Genomic DNA, 18205 nt, shown 5'->3' with positions numbered 1-18205 from the left:
CCTCTTACACGCGCGTAATTTGTTTCGTTTGACTTGATTTTAAAGCTGCTAAAATAACAGCAAGTGATTTTAATCCTTCTTCACCAGGAACCGGAGATTCTTTATCTTCTGCAACTGCATCTACAAATTGTTCAATGACGTGAGAATTACTTTGTCCGCCTTCATCGTTCGACTGGATTTTTCCTAATTCATAGTTCACCACTTCACCCGTTGCATATTGTGCAACTAATGAATACGTCGGATCGTCCTCTAAACGAAGAATCCCTTTCTCGCCGTAAACAATCGTGGAGTTATCTTCTTTTCCATTGTAAGCCCAGCTTGCCGCAAGCGTCCCGATAATCCCGCTTTCCGTTTTTAATACGCACACAGCATTGTCGTCTACATTTGCAAAGTCTTTTGCATTGCTTTCAACGAATGCACCGACTTCTACAATTTCTTCATTTAATATGTAGCGGAGCATATCGGTTTTATGAACGCCTAAATCCCCCATAGCACCAATAAACGCTTCGTCTTTTTTGAAGAACCAGCTTTCTTTTCCGTCCACGCTCCAGCCTTCAGGACCACCGTGGCCAAAAGCCGTACGGAAACTATAAATTTTACCGATTTCCCCTTTTTCAATAAGTTCACGAGCTTTTTGATGAGAAGCTACAAAGCGCTGATTATGTCCGATCATTAGTTTTTTACCGTTTGTTTTTGCTGCTTCAATCATCGCTTTTGCTTCTTCTTCTGATGTTGCCATCGGCTTTTCACACAGAACATGAACTCCGCTGTTTAACGCTGCAACCGAAATAGGCGCATGAAGATAATTGGGCGTACATACGCTCACTGCTTCCACTGTACCGCTTGCTAAAAGTTCTTCATAGTTTGCGTACGCTTTTACACCGTACTGCTGTGCTACGCTGTTTGCACGTTCTGTGTTTATATCGCAAACGGCTACTAATTCTACTTGTTCATTCATCTTATATTCTGGTAAGTGACGGTGTTGCGCAATGCTTCCGCACCCAATAACGCCAATTTTTACTTTTGCCATCTTTCCTATCCCCTTTGCTTAAGCATTATTAATTAGTTTTTAACTGCGATTGATTCAAGCGGTTGCGCATTGCCGTAAACAGGACGTTTTCTCTCTGCCGGTTTCGCCCATTTAATAGCATTCATAATGACACGCTGAATGTCTTTGTTATGGTATGTTGGATATGTTTCATGTCCAGGTCTGAAATAAAATACTTTTCCGTTTCCGCGTTTGTACGTGCAGCCGCTTCTGAAAATTTCTCCGCCTTCAAACCAGCTCGTGAAAATCAGTTCATCAGGTGCTGGAATATCAAAGTGCTCTCCGTACATTTCTTCACGCTCAAGCTCGATAAATTCACCAATACCTTCCACAATCGGATGGCTCGGTTCTACTACCCACAAGCGCTCTTTTTCATCTGCTTCACGCCATTTTAAGTCGCAGCTTGTGCCCATTAACGTTTTAAAGATCTTGGAAAAGTGACCTGAGTGTAAGACAATAAGCCCCATACCGTCTAGCACGCGCTGCTTTACTTTCTCAACGATGTCATCTTTTACTTCGTCATGCGCTAAGTGACCCCACCATACTAAAACATCCGTTTGATTTAATACTTCTTCAGTCAACCCGTGTTCTACTTCGTCTAATGTTGCTGTGTGCGTACGAAATCCTCCTTCTTCTAAGAAAGAAGCGATGGCACCGTGAATGCCTTCAGAGTAAATTTCTCTTACAACCGGATTTTTCTGTTCATGACGATTTTCGTTCCATACTGTAACATTAATCATTTTCATATCCCCTTTTTTTGTGAATGCTAACTTATATCCCCTTTTTTTATCAATGCTAAACTTTGGTTAACCGGTTAACTTACTGTGGTTCACTCGCGCTTAGCAGTCGAATCTCGAATAACAAGTTCAACCGATAATTTTACATGCTGCAGCGTGCTGAAACGGTGTTCGATTGCTTGAATAACAGACGTCGCGGCGACGACTCCTTTGTTAAATACATCTTGACGAATGGTTGTTAGACTTGGAGATGCATAGCTGCTAAACGTGATGTCGTCAAACCCTACGATTGAATAGTCCTGCGGAATTCTTTTCCCCTTTTCTTGCAGTGCTTTCATAATTCCAAGCGCCAGCGTATCAGAGGATGCAAAAACCGCCCGAATATCCTTATGATCTTGCAGCAGCTTGTTTCCTAAATTGTAACCGTTATCAAATGAGCTTTCGTTCACTTCAAAAACAAACGTCTTTGATGGTGTAATGCCCGCTTCTTTTAATGCTTTCTCGTAGCCTATATACCTCTTTTTATCCACTGGACTATTGACGAGGTGATGAGCAACAAAGGCAATTTCTTTATGCCCCAAACTCACTAAATGTGTTGTAGCGAGATATCCTCCATACTCATCGTCTACCGAAATATGATGATAATCACGTTCGCACTTTTCATATGTATCTACTAACACAATCGGATTCGATAACGCTTTCATTTTTTCATATAATCGATGCGGGAAGGCTCCTAAAAACAGAAGACCATCAATATTTCTCGTTCGAATCCATTTTAAGCAATCAGCTGGGCTACTCACTCCAGATATGACTAGATCGTAACCATGCTTACGGATTACATATTCAATTCCACTAATCATTTCACTGTAATAATGGTTATCTTTAAATATAGTAGAAAGTGAATCATCTGTAAGCGGGAACATCACGCCAATCATATTTGACTTTTGTTTCGAAAGACTAACGGCGGTTAAATTTGGTTCGTAGTTTAATTCTTTTACCGCTGTTAAAATTCGCTCTTTTGTTTCATCGGATACTTTGTTAATTCCGTTTAAGACGTAAGATACTGAAGCTGCAGACACCCCTGCATGCTTTGCTACATCACGAATCGTTATCTTTTCTCCCATAAAATCTCTCCAGTTAAACGGTTAACTATTTACTCGTTCATTATAATTCACTCCTTTATTATCAGTCAACGTATTTTTCAAATTATCTGTTAACTATTATAATATCTTCCTAGATTGGTATGTTTTAAGCAGTGACAAGATGTATTGACACCTGTTAATCTTTGAAACGTACATATAAAGTTCGGTGCACAGCACGCACCGATCCGTGATAAAAGGGGCGTTCAAAAGGATTTCAGGAGGTACTTACTTTATGTTTAAGAAACTAGCAATTATTGGAGCACTAGCCGTTCCTATGTTCGGCATGAGTCACGGGGCAAATGCCGCTGAAACAACCCATCGCGTAAAAGCCGGAGAGACTCTTTACAAGATTGGCGCTGAATACGGCGTTACGGTTAAACAGTTAAAAGAAGCGAATCACAAATCTACCGACTCTATTAATGCAAATGAAACATTAACAATCCCTAACTCTATTAGCGAAAGCGATAAAGAATTGTTAGCTCGCCTTGTACAAGCTGAAGCAAAAGGTGAACCTTACGCTGGCAAAGTGGCTGTAGCAACAGTCGTTTTAAACCGCGTGGATAGCGATTCTTTCCCAAACTCTATTCATGATGTCATTTATCAAGGTACACAGTTTACACCTGTACAAAACGGTGAAATTAATAAAGCAGCGGATGCTGAAGCAAAAAAAGCTGTAAATGAAGCACTAGCGTTTAGAGGTCAAGGAAAAGGCTCGTTATTCTTCTTTAACCCAGATAAAACAAGCGATCAATGGCTTCGTCAAAAACAGGTTACGATTACAATCGGAAATCACGTTTTTGCAAAATAAACAAAAAAAAGCACTCAGATGAGTGCTTTTTTTAATATGCAACAAGTAAGCTTAACAGAACAGCTATAATAATAATAGGTAATACGTATTTAACTAGAAAGAACCATGCGTTGAATAATTTAGCGCCTTTTGTACTTCCTGAAATAAACTCTTCATACACGGCTTCTTTTTTCATTTTAAATGTCACAAAAATCGCAATGGCTAAACTTCCAAGAGGCAGCATTAAATTGCTCACAAAAAAGTCAGCTACGTCAAATATACTTCTGCCAAAAAGTGAGACATGTTTTAGTACACCAAACGAAAGCGCTGATGGGATACCTACTACAAACACAAGAATCCCTGCTAAAGAAGCATAGCGAGTTCGTTTTGTCTGATCGTCTTTGGTTAAAGCAGCTACGATAATTTCCAGCAGTGAAAAAGCAGACGTAAGCGTAGCAAATAGAAATAAAATTAAAAACAGTGCTAAAAAGACGGTGCCAAACGGCATTTTCTCAAATACTGTTGGCAAGACCACAAACAAAAGTCCAGGTCCTTCGGTTGGCTTTAATCCGAATGAAAAAACAGCTGGAAAAATAGCCAAGCCTGCAAGCAGCGAAACAAACAAGTTCAAAATAGCAATGGTGCCCGCTGAACGCGTCAAGCTTACTTTTTTCCCTAAATAAGAGCTATATGTCACCATGCAGGATAATCCTACGCAAAGCGAGAAAAACGACTGACCGAGCGCATAGAGAACAGATGACCCTGTAATGGCTGAAAAATCCGGTTTTAAAAAGAACTTTACTCCGTCCATAGCTCCGTCTAATGTTAAAGAGCGAACCACAATGATAATAAAACAGATAAATAACAACGGCATCATGTATTTATTAGCACGCTCTATGCCTTTTTGTACGCCTTTTGAAATAACAAACACTGTAATTAATAAAAACAGCGCCTGTGCACCTAATACCACATAAGGTTGGCTAATGACGGCATTGAACAACGGACCGTACTCTTTTCCGCTTAGCATACCGGTTACGCTCATAATCGTATATAAAATCACCCAGCCGCCAACGACGCTGTAAAAGGAAAGCAAAACGACACAGCTGAGTACTCCCAGCCTGCCAATCCATACCCAAGCGGACTTTGGAGCAATTGCTTTATAAGCACTAATCGCTTCTTTTCCCGTATGTCTTCCAATGATAAATTCTGCCAACAGAAGCGGCAATCCAATAAAAATTGTAAATAAAATAAACAACGCAAAAAATGCTCCACCGCCACTGGTTCCGGTTACGTATGGAAATTTCCATATCGCTCCTAGACCAATTGCTGCCCCAGCAGATGCTAAAATAAAACCGAGGCGTGAAGACCACTGATTTCCTTTACTCATATAATGTTACTCTCTCCTCTTCTAAACTCAAAACTCACCTGATTAGTACTGTACCATAAATGCAGAAGAAAATCATTCCCGTTTTACTTTTTTCTATAAAACGATATCTATATAGAATAGAAAAAATGAAGAAGCAGCTGCCTCTTCATTTTGAGTTTGATGTTTCTATTCAAAAATTATTCTCTGTACGATGATTCGTCTCCACGGTAGGCTTCTTGATTTGATATTTCTTCAATATGCATATGCCCTTCTCTCTCTAAACGAAGAACCGTACGCTCTGCATCTTCATAACTCTCGCACGTCACTTGTTTATATTCCATATCGTCTTTATCTGTGTAAGCCACTAAATATGTTTCCATTTTAACTCCTCCTATATAAACTATATGTAACGTATGTTGCCTTTTTCGTTTATTTCTAAACATATAGGCTCCAAACATAAAGCCTAGCATACTATAATAGCGGAACTTCAATTTAAAAAGTTGAATTTTTCATTATGCACCGATGCAACATGGAGGTTACGCTTATGACATTTATTTTATCATTCGTACCAATTGTTGTTCCTTTTGGTATTTTAATTAGCTTAATTGCTTTTACAGCTGCTTTTTTACAATCAAAAGAGCATCATAAAAAGCTCTAGCTTACAAAAGCTAGAGCTTCTTTTTAAAAACGTCTATAGCGTTTAATCAGTCCCACAATAATAGCAATTGCTAATAAAACAATCGAGATGATAACAGTAATGACAATTGGCTGATTTCCACTTTGTTTCACCGCAATGGCAATATAAGCCCAAATAAAAACAAGCGGATAAACAGCGTCTCGGTTTTTTAATGTAAACATAATGCCCAGCGCAGCCCCTACCAGCAGCATAATAATCGTCCATGCTAATTCATTTAGGCCAAGCAAGTGCTGTATTCCATTTGCTTGAAATACGACAAATACATTAACAATAGTCGCAACAGAAATCCATCCAAGATAAAGCGAAATCGGCAGACGCATAAACCATGTCGTCATCCGAGAATGCTGAATAATGGAATATACAATCATTAATGTGCCTAAAATAAAGAGCATAACTAAAAGGGATAACTTATAGTAATCGTTTTGGAAAATAAAGATCCACGCACTATTTAACAAACAGTTTAGAAAAAACCAAATGCCGATACGTGCATATATTTCCTTTTGATCTTCTCTTGCAAAAAATTGGCGTATAACCCAAATGGTTAATAACAAATAAATAACGCCCCAGATAGCAAAGGCATAACCGGCTGGTGTAAACAACGTAGGAACTTGCGCAGAAGCCTCTGCCGTTGTTTTGCCTCCTATTGGAATCGCATTTGCTAAATAATTCACAAGAAGTGTAATAGCCAAGCCTACTGTATTTAATACAGCATACAAACGAAATTTTGCCATTTTGTTCTCTCCTTTCTTCTATTTATATGGGAATGTTTCGGAGACGAAAACGGCTCTTCCCTTCATTAATACCTCTTCTTCCCTAAAAATATGCATTTTTAAACAAAAATGATTAAAAATAGCTTCAAGAAGCTACCTCTTTAAGAGATAAAAACCGTTAGGGAACAATTTTCCGTAACGCTTTCTATTTTTCAGAATATATGGTAAGTTAAACATAGACTAATAGGAAGTCCACTAGGGGTGCCGACCGGCTGAGACAAGTTTTCTTGATCCCTTTGAACCTGATCTGGCTCATACCAGCGTAGGAAAGTGGCAATGTTCAGTTTTGTACTGTCATTTGCCACTCCGTTTATAAACGGAGTGTTTTTTATTTCCTTTATGTGCTTGTTTGTGACTTCCTCATATTAAAGGAGGATTTTGATGTCATTTTCATCTCAATTAAGACAAGAAGCAAACTATATTTACGAAGCCATTTTTAACCACCCTTTTATTAAAGGAATTGCTGAAGGAGACGTGCCAAAAGAGGCGCTTATTCACTACGTTTCTCAAGACTACGAATACTTAACAGCATTTGTCCGCATTTACGGCGCTGCTTTAACAAAATGCCGCACGCGTACCGAAATGGAAGCCTTTAATGCCGGCATTTCTACGGTATTACATAGTGAAGTACACCCTCATAATAATTTTTGTGAAGTAGCAGGCGTACGCTATGAAGACCTCCACACTGAGGCTCTTTCACCAACGGCCAGCCACTACATTAACCATATGACAAGCGTTGCGCATACAGGCAGCTTAGCGGAAATCATTGCCGTGCTTCTTCCATGTCCGTGGACGTACGTTGAAATTGGCCAGCGCATTACAGAACAAGTAAATCCATCTCCTTCTCATCCTTTTTATGAATGGATTCAGTTTTATAATAATGAAGAAATGAATGGCACAACACAATGGTTTTGTAACAAGCTTGATGAACTCGCCGAACAAGCGACTGAAGAAGAACGTAATCGTATGAAAGATCACTTTATCAAAAGCTGTGAGCTGGAGTATTTATTTTGGGAAATGGCGTATACACAAGAAAAATGGCCGCTTTCTCAGCTTTCACTTTCAAAATAACGAAAAAGCCTCCTATCAGGAGGCTTTTTATTTCAATAATTTTTTAATCATTTTCAAGTTTTGTTTCTCTGAAGGATAGCGGAATGACAAATCAAACTTGGTTGTTTGAGACAGCATGCTTTTAAAATGAGAAAATGTCTGAAAGCTGTCTTTTCCATGATATTGGCCCGTACCGCTTTCTCCAACTCCGCCAAAGGGTAAATATGGCGTAGCGATATGCATAAGCGTATCATTTATACAGCCTCCTCCAAATGAAAGACGCTCCGTTATGACATTTTGTACATTTGCACTTTCCGTAAACAAGTAAAGAGCTAACGGCTTAGCTTTTTCTTGAACTTTATGAATAACTTCGTCTAGCGTTTCGTATTCAATCATAGGAAGAATAGGCCCAAAAATTTCTTCTTGCATAACGTCTGATGTCCAGCTTACTTCACTTAACACCGTAGGTTCTATTGTGAGCGTACTTTTATTATACCCGCCTCCAACTATAGCGTTTCCGTCTTTTAAAAACTCAACTAGCCGAATAAAATGGCGCTCACTGACAATACGGCCGTAGCGCTCACTTTCAAGCGGATTACTACCGTAAAATTGATAAATCGCTTCGCGAAGTTTCTCCACTAGCTGCGCTTTTACCTTTTTATGCACGAGCAAATAATCGGGAGCAACGCACGTTTGGCCTGCATTCATTCCTTTGCCAAACATAATTCGCTTCGCTGCAAGATCTAGGTTTGCATCTTCATGTACAATGCACGGACTTTTTCCTCCTAGCTCCAGCGTGACGGGAATAAGCTGCTTTCCTGCTTCTTGCATAATAATTTTCCCTACATTTACACTTCCCGTAAAGAAAATATAATCGAGGGGCTGTTTTAAAAGCATGCTCGTCGTGTCTACAGCGCCTTCAATCACCGTCACAAATGCGGGATCAAAAGCCTCAGCTAGTAATTCTTGTATAACCCGAGATACGCTAGGCGTTAATTCAGAAGGCTTTATAATCGCCGTGTTTCCAGCGGCAATCGCTCCTACTAAAGGAGACAGCGCTAATTGAAACGGATAATTCCACGGAGCAATAATTAACGCGACTCCATACGGTTCAGGCACAATTTTCCCTTTAGAGCCCACGTGTGTTAAAGCGGTTTTTACTTTTTTAGGCTTCATCCATTTTGCTAAATGCTTAAGCGTAAACCGAATTTCCTCTAGTAAAATCCCAATTTCCGACGTGTACGCCTCTACTTCAGATTTATTCAAGTCTTGTTTTAAAGCATCTATAATTCTCTGCTCGTTTTGTTTTACTGCGTCTCTGAGCTTATTCAGCGCTTGAATGCGGCTGCTGATGCTCTTTGTCTTTTGTGCATAGAAATACTGCTTTTGTGTAGAGACAATATGTTCAATGACCGTTTCATCTGTGATATAGAATTGCTCGTGGTTCATCTCTTTCATCTCCCTATAAACATTCAGCTTCAACTGTAGCAAGCAAGCTTTTTAATAGCTCAACTGCCTTGTTTAAAGCCAATGAATAATATCTCTGCGTTCCTTTTTGCTCAATTTGCACAAGCTTTTGATCACGTAAAATTTTTAAATGATGAGAAATTGCCGGTCGTGATAAAGTAGACTCGTTTGCAATTTCATTAACGGTTAAAGGCTCTTTTTCCGCGAGCAGCAAAATAATATCTTGTCTTGCTGAATCACTTAGAGCCTGAAAAATAGGAATGCTGGCACGAAATAACTCCACTGCTTTTTCACTCATAAATATTCTCCTTTATTTAATTTCTTGTGTTCTGCGGACAACGGATGAAAGCCACTTTCTTGGTACAAAGCGCGGGATGAAGGTGGCGAGACGAAACTGTACTCCTGGTACGATAACCGTCTGCCCTTTCATAAATTTTTTATAGCCCGCTTTAGCAACTGCTTCTACATCCATTGCACCGCTTTGAAAAAGCTTGGAATTGCTCAGCTGAGCCCGGTCGCTAAAACCCGTTTTAGTTGGACCCGGGCATAGAGCACTTACCGTTACATTGGTACCTCTTAATTCATTTTCAAGGGCCTCTGTGAAAGATAATACGTACGCTTTTGTTGCGTAATACACTGTCATAAGCGGACCCGGCATAAATGCAGCAACGGACGCAATGTTTAAAATTTTCCCGTGATTTCTTTTGACCATATCGGGTAAAAATAATTTTGTTAAATGAGTTAATGCTCGGATATTTAAGTCAATCATGTTTAACTCTTCATCTAAAGCTGTTTCAATAAATTTACCGTATAGTCCAAAACCTGCATTGTTCACTAAATAATCAACGTGCATTTCTTTATTTTTAAGTTCTTCATACAGTGACTGTATCTCTTCTTCTCTTGATAAATCCTTTACAACCGTTATTACGTCAATATTATAAGTAGATTTTAAATTCTCTCTAATCGCTGTTAGTTTATCAGCACTTCTGGCAACTAAAATTAAAGAATGGCCATCCTTTGCGAATTGATAAGCTAACTCTTTACCTATTCCTCCGGACGCACCGGTGATGAGCGCATAATGCTGTGACATAGTGTTCACTCCTTATGTTTATATGTTCAAGAACTTAAACATTTAAACTTATCTTATAGGATTCATTTTTTCCCGTCAACTGTTTTCTATACTCTCCTTTTCTTTTATGTTTTCCATTTTTGCCATTTGCGCATTTCTGTACATTTTTTTACAAAATATGCGTTTTCTTTACATAGAAGGCTAATGTCGTCTAGTTTTGACAACCTTTGTCACCTAGCAGGAAAACAAGTGAAGATATGGTGAATACAACATACAACAAATAATCCATTACATAGTTGGATGAAAATAGATAAGGGAGGAAATGAAAAATGATGGAGACGTATACAATTAAAAAAGTAAGTGATCAATTAGAGGTAGAAAAGAAAACGTTAAAACAATGGGAAAAATTATTGGGCAGCTATTTAACAATTGAACGAGTAGATGGGGCCCGTGTCTATACAGAGGAACAAATTGAATTATTTAATGATATTAAACAGCTGTTTGATGAACAATGTACGTTAGATGAAGTCAAAGAATATGTTCAGCTGCTAATAAAGGAACAAGAAGAGCAGGAGCATTTAGTGATGGAATCAGAGGCAGCGGTTTCAAAAGAAGAAGAACCAGCAAAGTTGAAAACTGCTAAAAAAGAAAACGTCATTGATTTTCAAGAACACTCCAATAAACAAATGAAGCAAGAAAAGAAAAAAGCTGCTGAAAAGCAGGAAAGCATTTCAGAGAATAAGCAAGAGAAGACCCCTCCTATACCTGAAGCACGATTAGCTACTGAAGAAGAAAAGCAGGCTATTTCTGCTTCTATTGAAGAACCAAAACCAAACGACCTTGTCGTGAATGAAAAAGAGCTGCTTCAAGGGGAACTAGTAGAAGCTGTTCGCCGCTATGAAGATGTGTTTGAAGTACTTGATACGTTTAAAGCTGATTTGTTAAAAGAAATGCGAGAAGGAATGCGAAATGAAGTTCGGGAAGAAATTGTCGGAGAAGTAAAAAAAGAGCTTGAAAAAAGTGCTACTCAAACTGTAGAAATGGTGGAGTCGGTCGGGGCATATATCTCTGAGTCTTCAGAACGCAGCGCAAGAGATGTAGAAAATATGTCTAAAAAAATTATCCGTTCTAACGAAAAATCGTTTGATGAAGTCACTTCTTTGATTGAAGATTATTCAACAATTGCGGAAGAAAAAACAGAGGATATGCGCCTGTTCATGAAAGATGTCATGGAGAATGCGGATGAATCCTCTAAAGAAATGCAGTATTTATTAGACCGATTCTCAAGCAATTCTACCGTTGCAATGAATCAAGTAAAATTTATGGTTGAAAAATTAAATAATTCTTCAACTAATACGACAGAAGAGCTTCGTGATTTAATTGATTCGATGAATGAAGAACGAGTCTATTATTTGAAAGAAATGGAGAAAGAGCGTAAGCTTCATCGTCAAAGCGTAGCTGAACGCGAAGAAATGTTTAGTGATTTTGTCCAAACCTTTAGACAAACCGCCGCTGCTGATATGAAGCGAAAACGGAAGTGGTGGAAGCTGTTTCTCTCCTGAAAACACCGGCCCTATGGTAATAGGGCCGGTGTTTTTTGATGGTATAAGCACTAGTAGTTTGTCCGGACGAAACGTTAAGGTAACCTATGCTGATGAGACGTTATACTTTGAAAAACATGATAGCCGCTTACCGATACGCCTATAGTTCCCGCTCCCGGAAACACTGTATCTCCGCATAACCACAGCCCTTGTAAGCCAGATCGATGCGAAATGCTGTTGAACAAGGCATGATCTAACGTTTGCGGAAAGCCTCCCACTCCGCCGTTTGGGCGAGAAGTGAACCTTTCCCATGCTTTAGGAGCTCCTGAAATTTGATGCTCTGCTTCTTCAATGTTAGGAATGATAGTTTTAATTCCTGCTATCATTTTTTTCTCAAGAACTTGTTTTTGAACATCATAGGTTTCCTTGTTACTCCACTTGCTAAGCTCAATGTGAGTAGATGCTGTAATTGTACGTTTGCCTTCCGGCGCACGAAAACGATCGTCAGGATGAGACACGGAGATAAATAAATGATTTCCTTCCGTCATCTCGCCTTGTTCGGATTGAAGCACTTGCTGAAACAACTCTACCTTCTGCGGAAGATCTCTTTCATCAATCGCAACATACATCGAAAACGTTCCCCACTGCGGAAGCTCGCTTTTTTCTTTGGCCCTCTTATGGATATGTTGGTAATCTTCATCATGCAGTAAAGACTTTAAGCTTTGAATTGGCGCGTTGCATACAACGTCTGAAGCGCGGTAGCGGTTACCTCTATGATCATGCACGATCCACTCGTCGTTATCACGCTCTATCTTTACTACTTTCCTTCCTAGAGTCGTTTTTCCTCCGTTGGCTTTAATAGATTTTTGCAGGGCTTCTGCGACTTTGTATAAGCCACCGTTCACATAGAAAGCTCCTTCGTGATAAATATCCAACGCTAGACATCCGATAAGCATTGAACAGTTCTCACTCGTTGTCTGCATGCTGTCTATTAATTGACCATCAATAAAATGAATAAAGTCCGTTTCGTCTAGCAACCTGTGTTTTTTTAGTAAATGACTAAACGATCGATGAAAATAAGGTAATAACTTCACAGACCCAAGATTTAACGAACTTACCAGCCTACTCCACTCACCGATTGTGAGAGGAGGAAGAACCGGCAGCGGCCGCATGAGCTTGCGAATTTCTTTTGCAACTCTAAAAATACTTTCATAGAAGCTCCTAATATTCTTCGCTTTATGAGGAAATTGTTTTTGAAGATACGAAATATGCTGATACCGGTCTTGATAATAAATTAGTGTACGATGTGGAAGATGAACTTTCATGATTTTCTCAAGAGAAATCTTTTCAATTTCTAGGCCCAGGTATGTGCTGATTCGCTCATGGATCCCTCCGCGCTCAAATCCCATTCCAAGCGTCGCTCCGACAGGAAATGTATAGAGATGGCGCTGGAATTTCCCGGCACAGCCTCCCCACTCTCGAGAAGCTTCTAAAACCGTCACTTCATAGCCATGTTTAGCTAAAAGCGCTCCCGCTGTTAACCCACCTATTCCTCCACCTATTACAACAACTTGCTTATGCATGTTTTCACCTTCTTTAACTCTTTCTTCTATTGTGCAAAAAAAAGAAGCTCACCGCAATTTAGAAGCGGCTCGTTACAGCAATAAAAAAGCTGTGAATGATCTCACAGCTTTTTGGCTTATTTCGTAATCACTCCACAAACAATTCGATCTCCTGAGTTTCCTGAAGGATCTGTTGTGTAATCGTCTACTTTATCATGTATCACTAATGCCGACCCATCCATATCTATAAGAGAATTCGGCTTTCCTTCTTGCAACGTCACAAGAGAAGCAAAAATTTCGGTATCTACTTTTCCATTTGGCGCAACTTCTAAGTTGGGCAAGTCACCCGCATGCGGGCCTTTTGTATTTTTAAAGCCGTGTTCACGTTTAAAAGGATTAAAATGGACCCCTGCTGTTTTGAAATCCGGCACCTCACATTTTCCTATTTCATGAATATGAAATCCATGTCTCCCGGGTGAAAGACCTTGAGCAGTTAATTTAATTTGCACACCGTTCTTTGCTTCTGTCAGCGTAGCCTCTCCTACTTTTTTGCCTGACGTATTCGTTAAATCTACTTTAACAGGTCCTACCGATACCTCGCTCGTTTCTTTCGCTTCCTCGGTTTTCAGGTGGTTTTCATGAGCGTTATTTTGCTCTTTTACCATGCTGCATGCTCCTAACAATAACAGAACAAAGACTACGCATCCGTTCATTATCAACTTTTGCATCCGTGATTCCTCCTTTTGCTTATTTATCACCATCCTTTCACTATTTTCCTTTTTTTAGACATCAAAAATAAGATTGAGACATACGTTCACCTTACCAAAGAAAAAATCCGAACGAGTTGGATTCTTAATGAAGAACCTCAATTCATCGTTCGGATTTTCCTTCAACTAAAATACTTTGTTTTAACGTCTTACTTTTGTTTAAAGTTGTATTCTTTTTCCGTTCCGTTTGAAAAACGAACTTCTAATTCAAACGACTGAAAATCTTTTTTTAGGCCAAACGCATCGATTACTTCCTTTTTTACATCTTCATCGGGGGTGCGCTGATCAAAATTTAACTTTTTAAATGTTGAAGATAATTTATTAAACGCTTTGTCTCCGTTCAAGTGCTCATCGTTAATATTATCATCCACTTTGGCTTCTATCTCATCGTTTTCATTTTCATAGTCGGCTTCATAATCATTATTAAGCCCCTTGTAGTCTACTTCTAAATCAAATTTTGAAAAGTTAAAAGATGTGTTTTCACTTTGATTATCATAGCTCATCGGCGTTCCGCCATTTGTCACGCCTTGTTTATTTTGAGCTTCTCTTGCGGGTGCCGCATCATCATTGTGGCATGCTGAAAGTACGCTCATACCTATAAGGGAAAAGAATATGAAAAAGGGTCTTTTCTTCACTGTGTTTCCTCCTTTGACTTCACTCTTCCTTCCCTTTATGTCCACAAATTCAATTTATATACGCCTTCACTAGAAAACTCCGCTCTCTAAAAAGAAAGCGGGGTTTTTCGTCTTGTTTATTTTACATTAGAATAAGAAATACTGTACATGCTGTTAAAATACGTATTATAAAGAGCTTGAACAGCACGGTCTAAAGCGTCTGCTTTCACACCAAACATCATGCTTACCTCAGAAGAACCTTGGTTAATCATTTCAAGATTCACTTCAGCACGAGCAAAAGCTTCTGTAGCTTTCGCAGCAATTCCTACTGTGCTATTCATTCCCTCTCCTACTACCATAACCATAGCAAGATCACGTTCAATAAAGATTTCATCTACTTCAAGTTCTTTTTCAATTCGAGCAAATACGCGTTTTTCCACATCTGGCGTAAGCTGATGCTCGCGCATGATGACAGAGATATTATCAATTCCTGAAGGAGTATGTTCGTATGAAATACCTTCATCTTCTAAAATTTCAAGCAATCTTCTGCCAAAACCAATTTCACGGTTTAATAAGTATTTGCTCACATGAATATTGCAAAAACCTTTGTCCCCAGCGATTCCAACTACTGGCGTATCGCCGTGAGGGCGCTCAGCTACAATGAATGTACCTTTTGCTTCAGGATTATTTGTATTCTTTACACATACAGGAATGCCTAGTTTATAAACCGGCTCTAGCGCTTCATCATGGAAGACAGAAAAACCTGCATAGGATAGTTCACGCATTTCTCTGTATGTGACTTCTTTCATTTCATGAGGCTTTTCCACAAGTCTTGGATCTACGCTGTAAATAGCATCTACGTCAGTAAAGTTTTCATACAAGTCAGCTTTTACTCCTGCTGCTACAATTGAACCTGTAATATCTGACCCACCGCGCGAGAACGTAACCATGTTCCCTTCTTCAGAGTAGCCAAAAAATCCTGGAATCACCAAAATGCCCGAACGCTCTCTTAGCTGCGGCAGTTTTTCATAAGACAGTGGAAGCACTCTTGCTCTTCCTGGTTCATCAGAAACAAAAATACCTGCTTCTTTTGGATTTACATAATGAGCTTCAAACCCTAAATGGTTTAAATAAGCAGCCATTACCTTTGCGTTATTATCTTCTCCACTTGCTTTGAGACAATCTAATAAGCGAAACGGATCGTTTTTATGTAAATCAATAAGTGATTGTAAATTCGCAATAATATCAGTAATAATCGTTTCTGGCATAGACAAGTCAACCACGATTTCACGATAGCGATCGATTACTTGCCCAAACTCATCGACGTAATCTTCTCCAAGCTGTATTTTGGCAGAAAGTGCGATTAACAAATCTGTCATTTTTGTATCTTCTCCGTATCGCTTGCCCGGAGCTGATACAACTACCAGCTTTCTCTCTTTATCAGACGTTACAATATGCGCAACCTGTTTAAATTTCTCTGCGCTTGCAACTGAACTCCCGCCAAACTTCGCAACCTTCATGTTTGAGACACTTCCTTACTTTGTTTTTAATATTCGATTATTGTACCATATTTTATCAAGTAGAAAAGCTTATCTATCTAACTTTTCTAAAAATTAAAGGAATACTACCGTAATTGTACTCTCATAAAGAACAAATGTCTACCAGAAAAACACAAAAAGACTGATTTTACATGATGTAAAATCAGTCTTTATTTGTTATTCTGCTTTTGGTTTTTTTAATACACCTACAAGGACCGCTGTCACAATGGCACCAATTAAAATTGCTAGTGCATATAAAAGAGGATTTCCTTGTACAATTCCGATAACGAATACACCGCCGTGTGGTGCTGGTAAACCGATGTGGAACATCATTGTTAAAGCACCTGCTACTGCAGCACCGATAACCGATGCGGGAATAACACGGCCTGGGTCAGCTGCTGCGAATGGAATCGCACCTTCTGTGATAAATGAAAGACCCATTACATAACACGTTTTACCTGTTTCACGCTCTTGGCGAGTAAATTTGTTTTTGAACAAAGTTGTCGCAATAGCCATACCTAGTGGCGGAACCATACCGCCTGCCATAATCGCTGCGTGTGGAGCATAGTTTCCAGCATCAATCATTGCGATACCAAATGTAAAGGCTGCCTTATTAATAGGACCACCCATATCAATAGCCATCATACCGCCTAAGATAATACCTAATAATACTAAGTTACCCGTGCCAAATCCACTTAACCAGTGCGTTAACCCTTTGTTAATTGCACTAACTGGCTCATTTACAACATAAAGCATAATCAATCCTGAGATAAAAATCCCAAATAGCGGATAAAGAAGAACTGGCTTAATTCCATCAAGAGCTTGCGGCAGGACGCTGAACAATTTCTTTAACCCCACTACTACATAACCCGCTAAGAAACCAGCGATTAAACCACCTAAGAAACCGCCTCCGCCAGAAGCTGCTAAAAGACCTGCAACCATACCAGGAGCTAAACCAGGACGATCAGCAATACTCATCGCAATGAACCCTGCTAGTACCGGTACTAGTAAAAAGAATGCATTATCTCCGCCAATTGTTTTTAGCGCCGCTGCAAACGCATTGTACGTTGGATCTTTCGGTTCTGCTGAGTGAATACCAAACATAAATGAAATGGCGATTAAGATCCCGCCCCCTACAACAAACGGAAGCATTGCTGATACACCGCTCATTAGGTGTTTGTAAAACCCTGTACGCTCTGATCCTTTACTTTCTCCGCCTTCTTTGCTGCCACCGCCGCCGCTGTATACAGGAGCGTCTCCTTTTAACGCGCGGTTAATTAATTCTTCGGGCTTACGAATTCCTTCAGCTACTGGAACTTGAATAACTTTTTTACCTGCAAAACGTTCCATTTCTACTTGCTTGTCCGCTGCAACAATAATAGCGGTAGCGTTTTCAATTTCTTCCTTCGTCAACGCGTTTTTAACACCGCTGGAACCATTTGTTTCAACTTTGAGCGTCACGTTCATGTCTTTCGCTTTTGCTTTTAGGCTATCCGCTGCCATATACGTGTGGGCAATTCCTGTTGGACAAGCCGTTACAGCAAGCACTAATTGATCTGAAGCTGTATCCACTTCTTCTTCCGGCGCTTCATTTTCAGTTTCTTTATCATCAATTGCTTTAATGACTTCATCAATTGATGATGCTGTTAGCAACGTTTTTCGGAACGATTCGTCCATTAATAACGTAGACAAACGAGATAATGTTTCTAAGTGAGCATTATTCGCGCCTTCACTCGCTGCAATCATGAAGAATAAATGTGCAGGCTGTCCGTCTAATGATTCATAATCAATACCTTCTGTTGAGCGTCCAAATGCAATGGCCGGTGTTTTTACCGAGCTTGTTTTTGCATGCGGAATGGCAATGCCTTCCCCAATTCCCGTTGTACTTTGAGATTCACGATTTAAAATTGCTTCTTTATAGCCAGCTCGGTCGCTTAAGCGACCAGCTTCGTCTAATTTTCCAACTAACTCATCAATAACATCAGCTTTTGACGTGCTTTTTAAATCAAGAATGATTGTATCTTTTTTTAATAGTTCTGTAATTCTCATT

At 39.5% G+C, this 18205-nt stretch carries 17 protein-coding genes and 1 riboswitch; of the genes, 3 read left to right on the top strand and 14 right to left on the bottom strand.

Going from position 1 to position 18205, the window contains the following annotated elements:
* Nucleotides 1-4: 4 nt before the first annotated feature.
* From CEQ83_RS10450 to CEQ83_RS10440, 3 genes are all read right to left on the bottom strand, one after another.
* Nucleotides 5-1030 carry a Gfo/Idh/MocA family protein gene (locus CEQ83_RS10450; protein ID WP_028413516.1) on the bottom strand — a complete coding sequence of 342 codons (1026 nt, stop codon included), beginning with the start codon at nt 1028-1030 and terminating at the stop codon, nt 5-7.
* A 32-nt stretch (nt 1031-1062) separates the two neighbouring features.
* Complete coding sequence (locus CEQ83_RS10445; RefSeq protein WP_028413517.1) at nt 1063-1788, bottom strand: ThuA domain-containing protein; 726 nt, start codon at nt 1786-1788, stop codon at nt 1063-1065.
* An 89-nt stretch (nt 1789-1877) separates the two neighbouring features.
* Nucleotides 1878-2909: a LacI family DNA-binding transcriptional regulator gene (locus tag CEQ83_RS10440; RefSeq protein ID WP_028413518.1), complete on the bottom strand. Its 1032-nt coding sequence runs from the start codon at nt 2907-2909 to the stop codon at nt 1878-1880.
* A 250-nt stretch (nt 2910-3159) separates the two neighbouring features.
* Here CEQ83_RS10440 and CEQ83_RS10435 point away from each other — a divergent pair, with 250 nt between their 5' ends.
* Nucleotides 3160-3735: a cell wall hydrolase gene (locus CEQ83_RS10435; RefSeq protein WP_028408694.1), complete on the top strand. Its 576-nt coding sequence runs from the start codon at nt 3160-3162 to the stop codon at nt 3733-3735.
* A gap of 31 nt (nt 3736-3766) precedes the next feature.
* Here the strand turns inward: CEQ83_RS10435 and CEQ83_RS10430 are convergent, their stop codons facing one another.
* The 3 genes from CEQ83_RS10430 to CEQ83_RS10420 form a co-directional block, all read right to left on the bottom strand.
* Nucleotides 3767-5101, bottom strand: coding sequence for a sodium-dependent transporter (locus CEQ83_RS10430; protein WP_028413519.1), 1335 nt, complete (start codon nt 5099-5101; stop codon nt 3767-3769).
* A gap of 176 nt (nt 5102-5277) precedes the next feature.
* Nucleotides 5278-5460, bottom strand: coding sequence for a hypothetical protein (locus CEQ83_RS10425; protein WP_013056847.1), 183 nt, complete (start codon nt 5458-5460; stop codon nt 5278-5280).
* 301 nt (nt 5461-5761) lie between these two features.
* The gene (locus tag CEQ83_RS10420) at nt 5762-6508 is read right to left on the bottom strand and encodes a TspO/MBR family protein (protein WP_028413520.1); all 747 of its coding nucleotides are present in this window, start codon (nt 6506-6508) and stop codon (nt 5762-5764) included.
* A 226-nt stretch (nt 6509-6734) separates the two neighbouring features.
* A riboswitch (TPP riboswitch) is annotated at nt 6735-6833 on the top strand.
* Between the two features lie 95 nt (nt 6834-6928).
* On the opposite strand from CEQ83_RS10420, the gene tenA reads away from it, so the two are divergent.
* Complete coding sequence (gene tenA / locus CEQ83_RS10415; protein ID WP_028413521.1) at nt 6929-7618, top strand: thiaminase II; 690 nt, start codon at nt 6929-6931, stop codon at nt 7616-7618.
* A 27-nt stretch (nt 7619-7645) separates the two neighbouring features.
* Here the strand turns inward: tenA and CEQ83_RS10410 are convergent, their stop codons facing one another.
* Genes CEQ83_RS10410 through CEQ83_RS10400 form a run of 3 tightly spaced genes read right to left on the bottom strand, consistent with a single transcriptional unit; the run spans nt 7646 to nt 10154 of the window.
* Nucleotides 7646-9046 carry an aldehyde dehydrogenase gene (locus CEQ83_RS10410; RefSeq protein ID WP_051418570.1) on the bottom strand — a complete coding sequence of 467 codons (1401 nt, stop codon included), beginning with the start codon at nt 9044-9046 and terminating at the stop codon, nt 7646-7648.
* 13 nt (nt 9047-9059) lie between these two features.
* Complete coding sequence (locus CEQ83_RS10405) at nt 9060-9362, bottom strand: ArsR/SmtB family transcription factor (protein ID WP_028413523.1); 303 nt, start codon at nt 9360-9362, stop codon at nt 9060-9062.
* Nucleotides 9363-9374: 12 nt separating this feature from the next.
* Nucleotides 9375-10154 (bottom strand): SDR family NAD(P)-dependent oxidoreductase, encoded by a 780-nt coding sequence (locus CEQ83_RS10400; RefSeq protein WP_028413524.1) that lies wholly within the window; start codon nt 10152-10154, stop codon nt 9375-9377.
* A 308-nt stretch (nt 10155-10462) separates the two neighbouring features.
* Between CEQ83_RS10400 and CEQ83_RS10395 the strand changes: the two genes are divergently transcribed.
* Nucleotides 10463-11695 carry a helix-turn-helix domain-containing protein gene (locus tag CEQ83_RS10395; RefSeq protein ID WP_028413525.1) on the top strand — a complete coding sequence of 411 codons (1233 nt, stop codon included), beginning with the start codon at nt 10463-10465 and terminating at the stop codon, nt 11693-11695.
* 74 nt (nt 11696-11769) lie between these two features.
* On the opposite strand, the gene CEQ83_RS10390 is transcribed toward CEQ83_RS10395, so the two are convergent.
* From CEQ83_RS10390 to CEQ83_RS10370, 5 genes are all read right to left on the bottom strand, one after another.
* A complete protein-coding gene (locus tag CEQ83_RS10390) occupies nt 11770-13257 on the bottom strand; it encodes an FAD-dependent oxidoreductase (protein ID WP_034265717.1) in 1488 nt (495 codons plus the stop codon).
* Between the two features lie 116 nt (nt 13258-13373).
* Nucleotides 13374-13964, bottom strand: coding sequence for a superoxide dismutase family protein (locus CEQ83_RS10385; protein WP_155017226.1), 591 nt, complete (start codon nt 13962-13964; stop codon nt 13374-13376).
* Nucleotides 13965-14152: 188 nt separating this feature from the next.
* Nucleotides 14153-14638, bottom strand: a complete 486-nt coding sequence (locus tag CEQ83_RS10380; protein ID WP_028413528.1) for a YusW family protein — start codon at nt 14636-14638, stop codon at nt 14153-14155.
* 116 nt (nt 14639-14754) lie between these two features.
* Nucleotides 14755-16137: an aspartate kinase gene (locus tag CEQ83_RS10375; protein WP_028413529.1), complete on the bottom strand. Its 1383-nt coding sequence runs from the start codon at nt 16135-16137 to the stop codon at nt 14755-14757.
* A 195-nt stretch (nt 16138-16332) separates the two neighbouring features.
* Nucleotides 16333-18204, bottom strand: coding sequence for a PTS fructose transporter subunit IIABC (locus CEQ83_RS10370; protein ID WP_028413530.1), 1872 nt, complete (start codon nt 18202-18204; stop codon nt 16333-16335).
* Between the last annotated feature and the right edge of the window lies 1 nt (nt 18205).

It is taken from the genome of Priestia megaterium (genome assembly GCF_009497655.1).
Lineage (GTDB): Bacteria > Bacillota > Bacilli > Bacillales > Bacillaceae_H > Priestia > Priestia zanthoxyli.
Note: the sequence above shows the minus strand (reverse complement) of the source record. Positions and strands in the feature narration are given on the sequence as shown.